Here is a 15,878-nt window from a genome sequence, read left to right as displayed (position 1 = left end):
GCTCAGCCCGATTAACATAAGTGCGATCCCCCGGAATGGTTCCATCCGGTTCCAGTCTTTGCGGGCCGGCAGATCGGTTTGTCTTCAGCGACTTGGTCGTCTGCCTCCCGGAACGGAGCGCCGGGCGTGCCGTTAGCCCGCAGATGCAGGGAGAGCGCACATGAAAGCAGGATTTGCCGTCATCGGGACCGTGATGTTGTTGGCCGGATCGGCATTGGCGCAGAGCGGGGCCCCCAGCGGCCGCGGGGCCGTCACCGGCGATCCCGCTGCCAGCTCTGCCACCCCACGCGCGGACACACCAACCACGGGTACGTCCACCCGGTCTAATCCCAGCGGTAGCGGCACATCGAGTTCGGGCGGCAAGGATGACAATGGGGATGCCGGCCGCGACAAGATGCTGGAGGGCAACCGCAGCGCGCAGCCGGAGAGCCGGCAAAAGTAAGGGTGCTTGGCAGCCCTACTTGTCCGCCATGGTGCGCTCGGCGTCCTTGACCTGCGAGCGCAACATCGGGAGCTGCTCGCGCGCGAACGCTGCAAGCGCGGCATTGTCGGGGGCCTTGAGATAGCGTTCGAGCAAGTCGATGACAGATTCGTACTCGGGAATCTGCGCGGCATAAAAGCTTCTGACGAAAGTCGGTCCGTCCGAAGTTTCGGGCTCGACCAGGCTTGCGCTCGCCGGGGTCGTCTTGGCGACGCGCGGTTCGGTGCCGATCGCCTCCTGAATTGGCTTCAGGGCCTTGTCGCGCCGGGCCGCTTCTTCGGCGCGCAGGGCGGCGAGGTTCTTGACCTCGGCATTGCCCTTCAAATCGGTACTCTCCAGCAGACCTTGCTGGAAGCGGCTGAAAGTGTAGAGATCGCTGATGGTCTCGGTTGCGGTCGGCGTGCGGCCGGCCGGCCTACGCTCCCCGGCGCTGTCGGCAAGCGCTGCCGTGCTGATGAACGCCAAAACCATCGCGAGGAGAATCCGCATGGATATCCAATGGCGGACGGCAGTCGAAAGTTCCGCAGATGTTACGATCCGGTAAGGGCGGTTGCGACGCGATTGTTCCGTCCCCAATTCATGTCGATGAAACAGTCCGAGATCTTCAGGGATAACGCCGACAACTGCCTCCAGCTCGCCGAGCGCGCCGAAGGACAGCCGTCACACAATCGTTTTCTGCGCATGGCGAATGCGTGGACGGCACTCGCCGACGAGCAGGATTGGCTCGACGGCGAGGTGCCGCCAGTTCCAGCCCGCGTCCTTCAAAAGCAGGATGCGTAACGCTCTCGTTTCGTGGATCTGCGTGTGAGACTGCTCACGGACGGCAAGCAGGATCATTCGCAACAGTCGATCGCGTTGATTTCCTATTCCAGGAGGTTTTTGCAATGGCTCCACGTCTGGCTCTTCTTTCGCTCATCCTCGCCTTTGGCGTGTCGGTCGCGTTCGCCACCGTGACGACGGTGCGGCAGGTGCACCATGAAAATGCATCGGCCCCGGTGCACTCAGCGCACAGTTAGCAGTCTGATCTCGCGGATCGGAACCTTCGACGCTCCGGCGCGTAAGCGCTTCGAGACAGCAAAGAGGCGAGAGCTACCATGGCCCATTCCGACCAAGGCATCATCAGAGATCAACGCGGTGAACAGCAGCCGCGGGACAAGCAGCGTGCGCAGACCGTGCACAAGTCGGAGCCAACGGGCTCGCCCTCTCGTGAGGCCACGCGCGATCCCAAGCTGAATGACAACAGCAAGACGCCCGGCTCCGGCATGGCGCCGGATGATTCCGGCGACGCGCCGAGCGGCTAATTCATCAGGAACGAATTTGCACGCAAAGAGTCGAGGGATTGCTTCCGGTTGTCATGCCCCCGGTGATCCGGAAGCAATCTCCAAGGACGGCCCTGGCACCCGTGCCGGGGCCGTTTTCTTGAGCATCAGGCTGGACTAATCCTCGGCCTCGCTCTGCGGATGTGGTTGCGTATGGCCGTCCGGGCCGCGCCCGAAAACCCCGAACCTACTCGATTTGACATTAGGCCCTGCATCGACAGCGGCGGTGGCCAGTCCGAGCTTGAGGAGCTCGCGGACGGCCGCGGCTCGCGTCGGCATGCGATGTTTGAACCGGAAGTCGTCCACCGCGGCCAGTTCTTCCGGTGACAGCATGACCTGGAGCCGCTCGGCGCGAAGGTCGTTCATGACCAATCATCCAAAATTAGCAAGTTGAGTAGTTTACTCAACGAACTCATTCGGCCGCGGTTCCACAAGATGCGGCTACGGTGCCAAGTGAGTAAAAAAGAACAGCAATTTCAATATGTTATGTGGTGCAAATGTTCTTGGGCAGGTGTATGCTCCCGGCAAATGGGAGAGACATCATGACGAACGAAGTCAGATTGCCCCGCATACATCTCGAAGTGTGCGACGCACCCAAGCCGGTGCGCCCAAGCCACCAGAAGGTCATCGAGCAGGTCGAGCGCTGGGCCAACAGCCCGGGCCTTCAACCGCCGAGACTGCAGCCGGCAACGCATGCCAAAGCGGGCTAGCGCTTCGCAAGGGGAGAGCCCTTGGCCGATAGTGAATGCGCTGATCGGTGCGGTTTGCGGGAGACGATGCGCAGCTTGCGCCTGAGCCACCAGGCCAAGACCGAAACGAAGGCCCAGACTATCAACGCGGCAGCGAAAGCGCCCGGAACGCTTGCAGCCACGGTGAAATGAAAGACGGCGGCGAATGCCAGGAGACCGATGCTTCCCCAGGCGGCACCAGCTGCGTCGAGCCCGGCGGCCTCTTGCCCGCGGCGCGTGCCGCTGAGGCCGGCCTTCTCCTTGGTGCGGCGTTCATGGCTTTCGACCAGCGTGGCGCTCGCGCAGAAGATGGCGGGAAGCGCAAGAAAAAGTCCGCCGACGGACACACCGAAGCGCGCTCCCAGAACCCCCGTGAGCACGGTCGCCAGGCCACCGAGCAGGAAACGAATGCCGTATTCGTACCAGCGTGTCTGCTTGAGCGCGGAGAGCGACAGCTTGACCGGCATCAGGCCGCACCTCCGAAGCCGGCGAGCAGTCCGAAGGCGACCGCAAGCCAGACGATGACAGCGAGGACGGTCGCGGGCAGCGCGGACAGACGATATCTGATCAGCAGATGGCAGACCACGACGCTGTAGCAGCCGAGCGCGACCGCGCCATAGATCATCGTCCAGCTTTCGGCCGCGGCATATTGCGGGCCGTGCTGGACGACGGCGATGCCGAGCGTCGCCAGTGCGACCGACGGTGCTGCGCCGAGCAACCCCGCAAAGCTTTTGGGTTTGAGCATGTCGCCCAAGATCGCAAAAGCGGAGACGATGATGCCACCGGCGATGAAGCGCAGGACATATTCGGTCACGGCCGTTTCCGCCAATTGATCTGCTTGCGAAACGATTGTGTCAGTGTCCATGGCCGCAAGAGTCTCTCGACGACCGCGCCAAGCGCAAAGCCTGCGACCACGTCGCTTGCCCAGTGCGCGAGCACCGCGATCCGTGTCAGCGACAGCGCGATCGCGGCTGTGCGCAGCAATCGGCGCGGCGTCTTGGGCAGCAAGCCCGCCGCCGAGGCAAGGGCGCCCATATGGACCGCGTGACCGGAGGGGAAGGCGTCGCGCGCCCGTCCTGAGACGGGTACTCCATGCCCGTGCCCGCGTATGGTCAGCCGGTCTGGCCTGGTCTGATCGAACACGGATTTCAGGAGATGCGGCAGGACGGCCGTTGCCAGCGACACGGCCAAGATGTGATTTGCCACTGGCCGCTGTTGCGGCTGCCGAATGTGAGTGTAGAGCCACCCTATTGCGGCCAGCGCGAGCAGCACGTGCTCGTCGGCGGCCCAGGTCAATGTCTGCGCCGTGTGCTCGACGCCTGAATTGGTGTGATCAGCAATCGTATCCGCGATCGCGGTATCGATCCGGCTGGGTTTGACCTCTACCAATGCCATCTGTCTGCAAGCGTAATGTCCTTTGTGACAGTTTTGTAAAGCCCGGAGACAAAGAAGGTTCCTGGGCTCTGCCGCGTGACATCAGCCTGCAGCGCCGGCTATGGCTGTCCCGATCCACCAGCGGACCCATACACCTGACCGGTCGCATAGCTCGCGTCGGCCGCGGCAAGCTGCACGTAGATGGAGGCCAGTTCAGCGGGCTGGCCGGGACGGCCGAGCGGCGTCATGCCGCCGAATTTTTCGAGCTTCTCCATGGTGGCGCCGCCGGAGACCTGGAGCGGCGTCCAGATCGGTCCCGGTGCGACGCCGTTGACGCGGATACCCTTCGGGCCCAACTGCTTCGCCAGCGATTTGACGTAGTTCATCGTCGCTGCCTTGGTCTGCGCGTAGTCGTAGAGATCGGGCGAGGGATCGTAAGCCTGCTCCGACGTCGTGCCGATGATGCACGACCCGGGCTTCAAATGCGGAAGCGCCGCCCTGATGATCCAGAACGGCGCATAGATGTTGGTCTTCATGGTCGCATCGAAGTCTTCCGAGGAGACGTCGAGTATGGACGCACGTGTCTGCTGCCGCGCCGCGTTGCAGACGACGATGTCGAGTCCGCCGAGACCTTGGACGGCCTGCTCCACCAGCTGCTTGCAGAAAGCCTCATCCTTGAGGTCGCCGGGAATCGCGAGCCCGGTGCGCCCTTCCTTCTTGATCAGCGCGATGACGTCCTGCGCATCCGGCTCTTCGGCCGGGAGATAGTTGATGGCGACGTCGGCGCCTTCGCGTGCATAGGCTATCGCAGCGGCGCGGCCCATACCGGAATCGCCGCCGGTGATCAGCGCCTTGCGGCCCGCGAGTCGGCCAGAGCCCTTGTAGCTGCTCTCGCCGTGATCCGGTGGCGGCTCCATCTTGCCGGCAAGGCCAGGCCAGGGCTGCGACTGTTTTTTGAACGGCGGCTTTGGAAAACGACTGACGGGATCGACGAGTTTCTGCTCGGCCATGGATGTGTCTCCTTTCGCTGTCGAAGAGGCCAGCGAAGCAGCAGCGAGCGTTGCGCTCGCCGCTTGGACGACGTGCCGGCGGGATAATGAAGTCTTGTCTTGATGTGTCATGAGGCTCTCTCCGCGATCTCGCGATCTCAATGCGCGGAGACAGGCATCGTTGCAAAACGAGAGGACGCCGACTGCAGGCCGGCGTCCTCGGCAACCATTACTTGGACGATTGGCCGACGCTCGGCGCCTTGCCGAGCTCCTTGGCCATGTCGAGATGGTGCTTGAGCGCCGGCAGCGTCTTGCCGGCCCAATCCTTCAGGTCGGAATTGTCGCCGCCCTTGGCGTAACGCTCGAACAGCGAGACCGCGTCCTCATGGGCACTGACCTGGTACGAATTGTAATCCGAACTGAAGTCCTTCCCATTCGCACTCTTGAGCTTGTCGAGCTTGCTCTGGTGCGAACTGTCGAGCGCTGTCGGCAGGGTCGCCTTCACCTTGCCGCCGCTGACGAGGCCCTTGAGTTCGCTGCTGGTCTTGGTGTGGTCGGTCACCATCTGTTGCGCAAAAGTCTTCTCCTGCGCGTTGCCTTTCTGCTGGGCGAGCTTGCTCGACTCGATTTCGAACATGTCGCTGATGGCGGCTTCCTTGACGAAGTCGGCGGTGGCAGGCGCGACGCCGAGCGCCGAGTTGACGCCGGTTTTCTCGCCGAGCGACTGGGCGAGCGCGGGACCTGCGAGAAGCACGCAGGCAGCTGCGATAATCATTCGTTTCATGGTCCGATCCCTTCGAATGGGCGCGCGGCCTCTCGCCGCGCGCGACGTTGCGGCCACCAACACGCTGCAGGGGCCGGAGTTCCTAATGGCTAATCCGTCGGTCTCCGCCCGCTCCGCGGGTTGATCGGATCGGTCGGCTTGCGGCGAAGCCGTTCGGGCAGAAACGGCTCGGTCGGCGTCGCGGTGGCCTCGGCGCGCACGTCTGCATGGCGTTGTGCCCGCTCGTGCGGCGTCCGGTTGTCGTTGATCTGCCGCTTCACGTCGAGGCCATCGACGGGATCGTTGACGCCGTGCTGGATATCGCGGAAATCGCTCATGCTTCACCTCATTCACTTCCAGGCAGGATCTTTTCCAGCACCTGCCGCGCCGCCCCCTTGATCACTCCGCTCTCGTTGGGATCGCCCTTCATCAGCGCAAGCGCGAAGTTCTTGGCCTGCTGCAGGGTGATGTGCGGCGGCAAAGGCGGCACTTCGGGGTCGGTCTTCACCTCCAGCACCACCGGCATCCGGCTCGCCAGCGCCTGCTCCCACGCCGAGCCCAGCATCTGCGGGCTGTCGACATAGATGCCGGAGAGGCCGATCAGCTCGGCAAACCGCGAATAGGACACGTTTGGGATGCGCTGCGATGCCTCGAACTTCGGATCGCCGTTGATGATACGCTGCTCCCAGGTCACCTGGTTGAGATCTTCGTTGTTGAAGACGCAGACGATGAAGCGCGGATCCTTCCAGTCGCGCCAATACTTCGCTGCGGTGATCAGTTCGGCCATGTTGTTCATCTGCATCGCGCCGTCGCCGACGAGGGCAATCACCGAGCGGTCGGAATGGGCGTATTTCGCGGCGAGCGCATAGGGCACTGCGGCACCCATTGAGGCGAGGCCGCCTGAGAGCGAGGCCGTCATGCCGCGGCGCATCTTCAGGTCGCGCGCGAACCAGTTGGCGCAGGAGCCGGAATCGCTGGTGACGATGGCGCCGTCGGGCAGGCGCGGAGACAGCTCCCAGGCGACGAGCTGCGGATTGACCGGTGCCGCAGGCTGATGTGCACGATCATCCAGCGTCTTCCACCATTTTGCGATGTCCTCCTGGATCCCCTGGCGCCACGTGCCGTCGCTCTTCGGTTTCAGTCGCGGCAGCAAGGCGCGCAGCGTCTCGGCGGCATCGCCGACGAGGCCGACCTCCATGGGAAAACGGATCGACATCATGCTGGCGTCGATGTCGATCTGCACGCCGCGCGCCGCGCCTTCCTTCGGCAGGAACTCGGAATACGGAAACCCGGAGCCGACCATCAGCAGCGTGTCGCATTCCATCATCATGTTATAGCTGGGTTCGGTGCCGAGCAGGCCGATCGAGCCGGTGACCCACGGCAGATCGTCGGGGAGAGCTGCCTTGCCGAGCAGCGCCTTGGCGCAGCCGGCGGACAAGCGGTCGGCGACCGCGATCACCTCCTCGGTGGCGTGGAGCGCGCCGGCGCCGATGAGCATCGCGACCTTCTTGCCGGAATTGAGCACCTCGGCGGCGCGGTCAAGGTCAACGTCACGAGGCTTGATGCTTGGCGCGCTATAGCCGATGCCGGAGTGCAGGGTGCCGTGAGCGCGCGGCGGATCCTCGTAGGTCTCCTCCTGGATATCGTTGGGCAGGATGATCACCGTGGGCGTCCGCCGGGCCAGCGCGATCCGGATCGACCGATCGATCAGATGCCGGATTTGCGCTGGCGAGGAGGCCTGCATGACATACGCGCCAGCCACATCCTTGAACATCGAGACGAGGTCGAGTTCCTGCTGATAATGTCCGCCCAGCGCATTGCGTGCCTGCTGGCCGACGATCGCGAGCACGGGCTGGTGATCGAGCAGGGCATCGTAGAGCCCGGTGATCAGGTGCGAGGCGCCGGGACCCGAAGTTGCGATACACACCCCGAGCTGGCCGGAGAACTTTGCATAGGCGGTGGCCATGAAGGCGGCCATCTCCTCATGCCGCGTCTGGACGAAACCGATCTTGCCCTCAGCGCGCTGAAGGGCGCCGAATACGCCGTTGATGCCGTCGCCGGGATAGCCAAAGAGGTGGCGCACGCCCCATTGATGCAGACGTTGAACGATGAAGTCGGAGACGGTCTGGGACATCGAGGCGGCCCTTCGTTTTCCGGCATTTGGTTTCCGGGATTTGAGTTGAGAGAACCGCCCGTTTCCGGCGATGTTCCTCAAGTCTGAAGGAACATGCCGGAACGATCGCGCACCTCTTCGGGTTGTCTCACACTGGCTGAGTGGAGAATTGAGATGTTGAATCAGGGTGAACTGGACCGAGACGAAATGGGTCGGTTGATCGGTAGCGATAAGGTCGAGGGAACATCGGTCTACGGCGCCGACCGCAACAAAATCGGCTCGATCGAACGCGTGATGATCGACAAGATCAGCGGCAGGGTGTCCTACGCCGTGCTCGGCTTCGGCGGATTTCTGGGCCTCGGCAACGACCATTACCCGCTGCCGTGGCAGTCGCTGAAATACGACACGGAGCTCGGCGGCTATATCACCGGCATCACCACCAAGGAGCTGGAAGGCGCGCCGAAATACGGTGAACGGAGCGAGTGGAACTGGGGTGACGACGCCGCAGTCCGCGGCATCGATTCCTATTACGGCGTCCCCGCTGCTTAGACATTTCCGCTGAAAGGAAGCTCGACGCGAGCGCGGCACCCGGTGCGCCGCGCTCGCTTTTTAGGCAGGGCGTTCACGAACGCGATGGTGCTCGCAACGAGCGGAACCATGATCAGGAGTTGCAGTTGGGCTCGCGTCGCGTGAGCCGGCTTTGGCGGCTCTGCCGCCAGTTTGATCCCTGAGAAAGGTGTTCACCGTGGATGCTCAAACCCGGGAGCGTGATCCATCCGCGGAGCAGCCGCAGAGGGCGAAGGAAGCTCCGAAGACCTCTCCTGATCAGGTCCGCGAAGCCAAGGACTCGAAGCCGGCGAAGCCGCCGTCGCTGCGAGACCGGATTCGCGAGCATTGGTTGGTGGCAACCGTTGGCACCATCGTCTTGCTCGCGGCCCTGATCGGCGGATTGCTCTACTGGCTTCAGGTACGTCACTATGAATCCACCGACGATGCCTTCGTCGCGGCGCGCAGCTTTTCCGTGGCCTCCAAAGTCGGCGGCTACGTGACCGAGATCCCGGTCACGGACAACCAGCATGTCAAAGCCGGGGACCTTCTCGCCAAGATCGACGAGCGCGACTATCGCATCGCCATCGATCAGGCCAATGCTCAGGTCGCGGTCGCCAGGGCGAACATCGCCAATGTCGAGGCGCAGATCGTTTCGCAGCAGGAGCAGATCAAGCAGGCGGAGGCGCAGCTCGATCAGGCCCAGGCCCAGCTCAAGTTCTCGCAGGAAGAATTCGCGCGCGCCCAGGATCTCGCCGAGAAGGGCGCCGGCACCGTGCAGCGCCAGCAGCAGACCCGCTCCGATCTTCAGGCGCAGCAGGCCAATACTGAACGCGCGAAGACCGCGGTGACGGCCGCGCAAGTCGGCATCAAGACGCTGCAGGCCCAGCTCGAAGGCGCCCGGGCGCAGCTCGAGCAGTCGCAGGCGCAGCTCGATCAGGCCAAGCTGAACCTGCAATATACCAGCGTCGTTGCCGCGCAGTCCGGCCGCGTCGTCAAGCTCAGCGGCGCCAAGGGCACTTTCGTCAACCCGGGCCAGAGCCTGATGATGTTCGTGCCCGACGAAGTCTGGATCGTCGCCAACTACAAGGAGACGCAGCTCAACGACATGCGGCCTGGCCAGCCCGTCGAGATCCGCATCGACGCCTATCCTGGGCGAAAGCTCACCGGCCATGTCGAATCCGTGCAGCCGGGCTCCGGCACTGCGTTCAGCCTGCTGCCGGCGGAGAACGCCACCGGAAATTACGTCAAGGTGGTGCAGCGCGTGCCGGTGAAGATCGTGGTCGACAGCTGGCCGGCGGATTTGCCCGTTGGCCCGGGCATGTCGGTCGTGCCCTGGACCAAGGTGCGATGACGGATACGGCGCAAGGCGGCGCGTCAGCGGGCGGCTGGTCGCCGGAGCGCTCGGCGGCTGGCGGTCATAATCCCTACCTCATCGCATTCGTCGTCTCGATCGCGACCTTCATGGAGGTGCTCGACACCACCATTGCCAATGTCGCCTTGCGCCACATCGCCGGTGGGCTTGCCGTCGGCATCGACGAGAGCACCTACGTCATCACCAGCTATCTCGTCGCCAACGCCATCGTGCTGTCGATCTCGGGGTGGCTGTCGACCGTGATCGGCCGCAAGCGCTTCTACATGATCTGCGTTGCGATCTTCACGTTCTCATCGCTTTTGTGCGGCTTCGCCTGGAATTTGCAGGCGCTGGTGCTGTTTCGCATCCTTCAGGGCCTTGGCGGCGGCGGCATGGCGACCAGCGAGCAGGCGATCCTTGCCGACTCCTTCCCGCCGCACAAACGCGGCCAGGCCTTCGCGATCTACGGCGTCGCCGTCGTGGTCGCACCCGTGATCGGACCGACGCTCGGCGGCTGGATCACCGACACCTACACCTGGCACTGGGTGTTCCTCATCAACGTTCCCATGGGATTGCTGTCGCTGTTCCTGGTCGGCACGCTGGTCAAGGAGCCGTCGGGTGCGGAGGAGGAGAGGGAGAAGCTGCTGAGCAAGGGCCTGCGGGTCGACTATGTCGGCTTCCTGCTGGTTGCGATCGGGCTTGGCTCGCTCGAATACGTGCTCGACGAGGGCCAGCGCAACGACTGGTTCGGCTCGAACATGATCGTGTTCTTTGCGGTACTTTCGGCCGTGTCACTGCTTGCGCTGATCCCGTGGGAGCTGACGCGCGAGGATCCCATCGTCGATCTCCGCCTGCTCGGCCGCCGCCAGTTCGCAGCCTGCTTCCTGGTCATGCTGGCGACCGGCGCGGTGCTGATCTCGACGACGCAGCTCTTGCCGCAGTTGCTCCAGAGCGATTTGAACTACACCGCCATGTTGGCGGGCCTCGCGCTGTCACCTGGCGGAATCGCGACCCTGGTGCTGATGCCGGTGGTGGGGCGTCTCGTCAGCAGCGTGCAGCCGAAATACCTCATCATGCTTGGCGCTGCCATCGTCGCGTTCTCGATGTGGCATCTCACGGGCCTCACCGGCGACATCACCTACGGCTATGCCGCGATGTCGCGCATCTTCCTCGCGCTCGGTCTGCCTTTCCTGTTCCTGCCGGTCACGACCGCGTCCTATGACGGCGTGCCGCCGGACAAGACCAACCAGGCCTCGGCGCTGATCAACGTCGCCCGCAATATCGGCGGCTCCATGGGCGTTGCGCTGGCGCAGACAATCCTGGCGCAGCGCCAGCAATTCCACCAGAGTCGCCTGATCGAGCACGCCGCGCCATCGGATCTCGGCTACCAGCAGACCGTCGAGACGATGACCCGCTTCTTCCAGGCTCAGGGCTCGAATGCGAGCGATGCGGCCGCGCAGGCGGTCGTCTGGGTCGGCCGCACCTTGCAGCAGCAGGTGGATTTGCTTGCCTATATCGACGTGTTCTGGACGCTCGCGATCATCGCGGTGCTGATGATCCCGACCGCCGCGGTGCTGCGCCCGATCAAGCTGGGCGCTCCCGCGCGGGGGCATTGAGCCAACGGCCGTTCGGAGAGAAAGGGTGACCGCGGCGCAAAAGTCCGGCTAGACTGGTCCGAACACACCAAGCAAAAGCCCGGGAGGTAATTTAAGTGAAGACCGCGATCACCGAACTGTTCGGCATCGAGCACCCCATCATCCAGGGCGGCATGCATTTCGTCGGCCTTGCCGAGCTGGCGGCTGCCGTCTCCAATGCCGGCGGGCTCGGCATCATCACCGGTCTCACGCAGAAGACGCCGGAGCTGCTGGCAAAAGAGATTGCGCGCTGCCGCGATATGACCGACAAGCCGTTCGGCGTGAACCTCACCTTCCTGCCGACCTTCGCCGCGCCGCCTTATCCGGAATACATCGCGGCCATCGTCGAAGGCGGCGTCAAGTCCGTGGAGACCGCGGGCCGCAGCCCGGAAGCCTACATGCCCGCGCTGAAGGCTGCCGGGATCAAGGTCATCCACAAATGCACTTCGGTGCGCCACTCGCTGAAGGCCGAGCGCATCGGATGCGACGCCGTCAGCGTCGACGGTTTCGAATGCGGCGGCCATCCCGGCGAGGACGACATTCCGAACATGATCCTGCTGCCGCGCGCGGCGGAGGAATTGAAGATTCCGTTCGTCGCGTCCGGCGGCATGGCCGATGGCCGCAGCCTCGTCGCTGCGCTGTCGCTGGGGGCGGCCGGCATGAACATGGGCACGCGCTTCATCGCGACCAAGGAGGCCCCGGTGCATCAGAACGTCAAGAACGCGCTGGTCGCCGCGACCGAGCTCGACACCCGCCTCATCATGCGGAGCCTGCGCAACACCGAGCGCGTGCTGAAGAACGCCAATGTCGACCGCCTGCTCGAGATCGAACGCGAGAAGGGCGACAGGCTGAAGATCGACGATATCCACGACCAGGTCGCGGGCGTCTATCCCAGGATCATGCTGGACGGGCAGATGGATGCGGGCGCGTGGAGCTGCGGCATGGTCGCAGGCCTCATCCACGACATCCCCAGCTGCAAGGAACTCGTCGATCGCATCATGGCGGAGGCGGAAACCATCATTCGCAACCGTCTGATGGGGTTTCTTGAAGGGACGGGTGCACCGCGAAAGGTCGCCTGACACCGCCAAACTTCTTAACCACGGCGCCAGTTGACCGCTGGAATTGCGCGCGACACCTCCTAAATAGAGGTAAATTACCTCTTAACAATCAATTTCAGGAGGCGTCCGTGTTTCTGAAGAGCGCTCCTTTTGCAATTGCCGTTGCCCTCGTGCTCGCATGGGGCGGCGTCGCGCGCGCTGACGACTACAAGCCCGACGAATATCTCGGCCTCGATCTTTCGAAGGCGGTGTTGTCGCCGAAGCGGCTCGGGCCCGAAACCCAATTCGCGCCGGTCGCGCTGGAGGCACGCGGCGGCAACGAGGCGCAGGCGCGCGCCGAGCCGGTCGATGTGCCGAAGAAGGTCGCCGCCGAACGCGTGCGCGTCTCGGAGCCGAAGGTTGCGCACGCCAAGCCCGCACAGCCACGCGGCGCGGCGCGCACCAAGCTCGCGCATCGCCGCGGCAATCCGCTCGACGCGCAGGCGATGGACACCCGCATCCAGACCTGGCCGTGCCGCAGCGGCGGCATCTGCAACTGGAAGCATTAGGTTCAGTTCCGAGCCGTCATCCGCACGTCGTAAAACCGTAGGCCCGCGGTCAAGAAACCGTAAGCCGGGGGTCAAACGACGCAGGCACCTTCCGTCGCTAGTCGACGAAGGTTTCCTGAATGGTAGCGCTCCGCGCCTCGCGCGCCTGGACCCGGCGGCAATTCCTGGCCCGTTCCACCTCCAGCCTCGCCGTTGCTGCGCTCGCAACGCCACATCTCAGCCGCGCCGCGGATCGTCCGCAGATCGCAGGCGGCATCCAGTCCGGCGACGTCTCGGATGGGTCCGCCGTGATCTGGGCGCGCGCCGACCGGCCCGCGCGGATGCAGGTGGACTATTCGTCCGTGGAAAGTTTCAAGACCGTCATTGCGTCGGCTTCGAGCGATGCGTCGCCCGATGCCGACTTCACCTCGAAACGGCTGCTGGAAGATCTGCCGCCCGGGCAGGACATCTTCTATCGTGTGCGCTTCGACGACATCGCGACCGGCATCGCCGGCGAGAGCCGCATCGGCCGCTTCCGCACTGCGCCGGCTGCCGGCCGGTCGATCTCGTTCCTGTGGTCCGGCGATACCGCGGGGCAGGGCTGGGGCATCGACACGTCCCGCGGCGGCTACCGCAGCTATCGCACCATGCTCGACAATCGCCCGGATTTCTTCATCCACTCCGGCGATCACATTTACGCCGACTGCACGATCCCCTCCGAGCAGAAGCTGCCGAACGGCGAGTTCTGGCGCAACATCGTGACCGAGGAGAAATCCGAGGTCGCGCACACGCTGGCGCAGTTCCGCGGCAATTACAAATACAACCATCTCGACGAGCACTTCCGCGCCTTCCACGCCGAGGTGCCGATGTTCGCGCAGTGGGACGACCACGAGGTCACCAACGACTGGTCGCCGACCGGCAGCTATGACGCCGCCGGCCATGAGGATGACGGCACCCCGCGCCTGGTCGCGCGCGCCCGCCGTGCCTTCTTCGACTTCATGCCGATCCGCGACATCGGAGCGCGTAAGGGGCGGATCTATCGCAAGATCGCCTATGGTCCTTTGCTTGACGTCTTCATGATCGACATGCGCAGCTATCGCGACGATAGCTGGAACAAGGGCGGCGATCACCGCGGTTGGATCCTGGGCGCCGAACAGCTCGCCTGGCTGAAGCGTGAGCTCGCGGCCTCGCGCGCGACCTGGAAGGTGATCGCGGCCGACCTGCCGATCGGCCTGATCAGCCTGGATGCGGTTGCACTGGGTGATGGGCCGCCCGACCGGCGTGAGCACGAGATCGCCGATCTTCTCGCGTCCATCAAGCGCGCCGGAATTCGCAACATCGTCTGGCTCACCGCCGACATGCACTACACCGCCGCGCATTATTACGATCCGAACAGGGCGCAATTCCAGGAGTTCGAACCTTTCTGGGAGTTCGTCTCGGGGCCCTTGCATGCCGGCACCTGGGGCCCGGGCGAGCTCGACAACACCTTTGGTCCGGTCGCGATGTACCAGAACGGGTGCAGTGAGGCGCAGGGTGAAAACCTCGCCCCCTGTTTCGGATTGCAGTTCTTCGGCAAGGTCGACATCGACGGGCGGACCGGCCTGATGACCGTAACGCTGAAGGACGTCGACAACCGGGACCTCTGGTCGGTCGATATCGAGCCGCAGCCGCAGGCGCGTCCAGCCGTGGTGGCGCAGCATTCCTGAGGGGTGCTAACCCGATCTTGATTGGCCGCATTGCGCCTGCCGCGCTATGCTGTCCGTTCCCGCCACCTCTTTTCCATCCCCGAAGGGTCTGCTCACGCAGCATCGCTGCTGGCCTCCGGCGGGCTGAACGATGTCAGGAGCCTTTTCATGGATCATCTCAAGACACAGGGCATCAGCATGCCCAAGCTCGGCCTCGGGACCTTCCGCATGCAGGGCGATGCCTGCCGCGCGGCGGTCGAGAGCGCGCTGTCGATCGGCTATCGCCATATCGATACCGCCGAGATGTACGGCAACGAAGAGCCGATCGGCGCGGCGCTCGCCGCGGCCCGGCTGCCGCGGGGCGAGCTGCACGTCACAACGAAAGTCTGGCACGAGAACCTCAGCCCCGACGCCATCCGCCGCGCTTTCGACGCCAGCCTCAAGAAGCTCGGGCTCGACCATGTCGATCTCTACCTCGTGCACTGGCCGTCGAAGGCGGCGAACTGGGGTGCGGTGTTCGAGACCCTGATGAAGCTGAAGGAGGAGGGGCGCACGCGGGCGATCGGCGTCGCCAACTTCACCACCGCGCTGCTTAAGATCGCGGTCGAAGACATCAAGGCGCCGATCGCCTGCAATCAGATCGAATATCACGCCATGCTCGACCAATCGAAGGTGCTGGCCTATCTCAAGGCCAACTCGATTCCGCTGGTCGCCTATTGCCCGTTGGCACAGGGGCGCGTTGCCTCCGATCCGGTACTGGCCGAGATCGGCGCCAGGCACAATGCAACCGCCGCGCAGGTCGCGCTGAAATGGCTGCTCGACCAAAACGGTGTCGCCGCGATACCGAAGGCCTCGCGCCGAGAGAGCCAGCAGGCCAATCTCGACGCGCTGAAGGTCACGCTCGACGACGCCGACCGCAACAAAATCGCCGCGCTGCCGAAGGACAGGCGCTGCGTCAATCCCGGCTTTGCGCCGGCGTGGGACTGACCTCGCCGAACGTTTCGTACACGCAAAGAGATGGCCCCGTGAGGGGCCATCTCCATATTGCGTTGCGCATTAGTCCCAATGATGGCGGTGACCACGCTTGATCACGACGACCCGGTCGCGATGGTGCCAGCCGCGATGCCAGCCGTGATCGCGATGCATGCCGTATTCGGCGCGGGCGCCATACATGCCGTGATGATGACCTCCGCGCTTGATCACCACCGTCTCCGCGCTGGCGAGTGTCGGCAGTGCAACCGCGAGCGCGCCGACAGCGGCAAGCACATAACCAAACTTCTTCATGATGTCCTCCTCCAATGGAATGC

General features: G+C 63.9%; 21 protein-coding genes. 11 read left to right on the top strand and 10 right to left on the bottom strand.

The genetic code is table 11. From position 1 onward, the window contains the following. Positions 1 to 160 precede the first annotated feature (160 nt). Complete coding sequence (locus AC0L3C_RS15785; RefSeq protein ID WP_473265148.1) at positions 161 to 442, top strand: hypothetical protein; 282 nt, start codon at positions 161 to 163, stop codon at positions 440 to 442. 15 nt (positions 443 to 457) lie between these two features. On the opposite strand, the gene AC0L3C_RS15780 is transcribed toward AC0L3C_RS15785, so the two are convergent. Further along, complete coding sequence (locus AC0L3C_RS15780) at positions 458 to 970, bottom strand: DUF4142 domain-containing protein (RefSeq protein WP_473265149.1); 513 nt, start codon at positions 968 to 970, stop codon at positions 458 to 460. Positions 971 to 1,066: 96 nt separating this feature from the next. Between AC0L3C_RS15780 and AC0L3C_RS15775 the strand changes: the two genes are divergently transcribed. Both AC0L3C_RS15775 and AC0L3C_RS15770 read left to right on the top strand, forming a co-directional pair. Then, on the top strand, positions 1,067 to 1,261 hold the full coding sequence (locus AC0L3C_RS15775; RefSeq protein WP_473265206.1) for a hypothetical protein: 195 nt from the start codon (positions 1,067 to 1,069) through the stop codon (positions 1,259 to 1,261). Positions 1,262 to 1,575: 314 nt separating this feature from the next. Further along, positions 1,576 to 1,782, top strand: coding sequence for a hypothetical protein (locus AC0L3C_RS15770; protein WP_027516516.1), 207 nt, complete (start codon positions 1,576 to 1,578; stop codon positions 1,780 to 1,782). Positions 1,783 to 1,917: 135 nt separating this feature from the next. On the opposite strand, the gene AC0L3C_RS15765 is transcribed toward AC0L3C_RS15770, so the two are convergent. After that, positions 1,918 to 2,166: a hypothetical protein gene (locus tag AC0L3C_RS15765; protein ID WP_473265150.1), complete on the bottom strand. Its 249-nt coding sequence runs from the start codon at positions 2,164 to 2,166 to the stop codon at positions 1,918 to 1,920. A 176-nt stretch (positions 2,167 to 2,342) separates the two neighbouring features. Here AC0L3C_RS15765 and AC0L3C_RS15760 point away from each other — a divergent pair, with 176 nt between their 5' ends. Next, the gene (locus AC0L3C_RS15760; RefSeq protein WP_473408413.1) at positions 2,343 to 2,510 is read left to right on the top strand and encodes a hypothetical protein; all 168 of its coding nucleotides are present in this window, start codon (positions 2,343 to 2,345) and stop codon (positions 2,508 to 2,510) included. Here the strand turns inward: AC0L3C_RS15760 and AC0L3C_RS15755 are convergent. From AC0L3C_RS15755 to AC0L3C_RS15725, 7 genes are all read right to left on the bottom strand, one after another. Further along, complete coding sequence (locus tag AC0L3C_RS15755) at positions 2,507 to 2,995, bottom strand: hypothetical protein (RefSeq protein ID WP_007607313.1); 489 nt, start codon at positions 2,993 to 2,995, stop codon at positions 2,507 to 2,509. The two genes, AC0L3C_RS15760 and AC0L3C_RS15755, sit on opposite strands and share 4 nt — an antisense overlap. Continuing rightward, complete coding sequence (locus AC0L3C_RS15750; protein WP_473265151.1) at positions 2,995 to 3,342, bottom strand: DUF3147 family protein; 348 nt, start codon at positions 3,340 to 3,342, stop codon at positions 2,995 to 2,997. The genes AC0L3C_RS15755 and AC0L3C_RS15750 overlap by 1 nt, the downstream gene beginning before the upstream one ends. Further along, positions 3,339 to 3,923, bottom strand: coding sequence for a phosphatase PAP2 family protein (locus AC0L3C_RS15745; RefSeq protein WP_473265152.1), 585 nt, complete (start codon positions 3,921 to 3,923; stop codon positions 3,339 to 3,341). Before AC0L3C_RS15745 ends, AC0L3C_RS15750 begins: the two co-directional genes overlap by 4 nt. A gap of 98 nt (positions 3,924 to 4,021) precedes the next feature. Continuing rightward, a complete protein-coding gene (locus AC0L3C_RS15740) occupies positions 4,022 to 4,912 on the bottom strand; it encodes an SDR family oxidoreductase (protein WP_473265153.1) in 891 nt (296 codons plus the stop codon). 208 nt (positions 4,913 to 5,120) lie between these two features. Next, the gene (locus AC0L3C_RS15735) at positions 5,121 to 5,675 is read right to left on the bottom strand and encodes a DUF4142 domain-containing protein (RefSeq protein ID WP_473265154.1); all 555 of its coding nucleotides are present in this window, start codon (positions 5,673 to 5,675) and stop codon (positions 5,121 to 5,123) included. 89 nt (positions 5,676 to 5,764) lie between these two features. Next, entirely contained in the window at positions 5,765 to 5,992 is a 228-nt protein-coding gene (locus tag AC0L3C_RS15730; protein WP_007594757.1) for a hypothetical protein, read from the bottom strand. A gap of 8 nt (positions 5,993 to 6,000) precedes the next feature. Then, entirely contained in the window at positions 6,001 to 7,788 is a 1,788-nt protein-coding gene (locus AC0L3C_RS15725; RefSeq protein WP_473281474.1) for a thiamine pyrophosphate-requiring protein, read from the bottom strand. A gap of 153 nt (positions 7,789 to 7,941) precedes the next feature. On the opposite strand from AC0L3C_RS15725, the gene AC0L3C_RS15720 reads away from it, so the two are divergent. The 7 genes from AC0L3C_RS15720 to AC0L3C_RS15690 all read left to right on the top strand — a co-directional run bounded on the left by AC0L3C_RS15720 (position 7,942) and on the right by AC0L3C_RS15690 (position 15,558). Then, the gene (locus AC0L3C_RS15720) at positions 7,942 to 8,316 is read left to right on the top strand and encodes a PRC-barrel domain-containing protein (protein ID WP_473281472.1); all 375 of its coding nucleotides are present in this window, start codon (positions 7,942 to 7,944) and stop codon (positions 8,314 to 8,316) included. Positions 8,317 to 8,512: 196 nt separating this feature from the next. Next, entirely contained in the window at positions 8,513 to 9,667 is a 1,155-nt protein-coding gene (locus AC0L3C_RS15715) for an HlyD family secretion protein (RefSeq protein WP_473408412.1), read from the top strand. After that, positions 9,664 to 11,283 (top strand): DHA2 family efflux MFS transporter permease subunit, encoded by a 1,620-nt coding sequence (locus AC0L3C_RS15710; RefSeq protein ID WP_473408411.1) that lies wholly within the window; start codon positions 9,664 to 9,666, stop codon positions 11,281 to 11,283. The genes AC0L3C_RS15715 and AC0L3C_RS15710 overlap by 4 nt, the downstream gene beginning before the upstream one ends. Positions 11,284 to 11,378: 95 nt before the next feature. Further along, positions 11,379 to 12,380, top strand: a complete 1,002-nt coding sequence (locus tag AC0L3C_RS15705; protein WP_473408410.1) for an NAD(P)H-dependent flavin oxidoreductase — start codon at positions 11,379 to 11,381, stop codon at positions 12,378 to 12,380. Positions 12,381 to 12,487: 107 nt separating this feature from the next. Then, on the top strand, positions 12,488 to 12,907 hold the full coding sequence (locus AC0L3C_RS15700) for a hypothetical protein (protein WP_473408409.1): 420 nt from the start codon (positions 12,488 to 12,490) through the stop codon (positions 12,905 to 12,907). A gap of 119 nt (positions 12,908 to 13,026) precedes the next feature. Beyond that, complete coding sequence (locus AC0L3C_RS15695) at positions 13,027 to 14,592, top strand: alkaline phosphatase D family protein (RefSeq protein WP_473408408.1); 1,566 nt, start codon at positions 13,027 to 13,029, stop codon at positions 14,590 to 14,592. Positions 14,593 to 14,739: 147 nt separating this feature from the next. Beyond that, positions 14,740 to 15,558, top strand: coding sequence for an aldo/keto reductase (locus AC0L3C_RS15690; protein ID WP_473408407.1), 819 nt, complete (start codon positions 14,740 to 14,742; stop codon positions 15,556 to 15,558). Between the two features lie 69 nt (positions 15,559 to 15,627). Here the strand turns inward: AC0L3C_RS15690 and AC0L3C_RS15685 are convergent, their stop codons facing one another. Next, on the bottom strand, positions 15,628 to 15,855 hold the full coding sequence (locus AC0L3C_RS15685; RefSeq protein ID WP_007607347.1) for a hypothetical protein: 228 nt from the start codon (positions 15,853 to 15,855) through the stop codon (positions 15,628 to 15,630). Positions 15,856 to 15,878: the final 23 nt, after the last annotated feature.

It is taken from the genome of Bradyrhizobium sp. WSM4872 (assembly GCF_055811715.1).
Note: the sequence above shows the minus strand (reverse complement) of the source record. Positions and strands in the feature narration are given on the sequence as shown.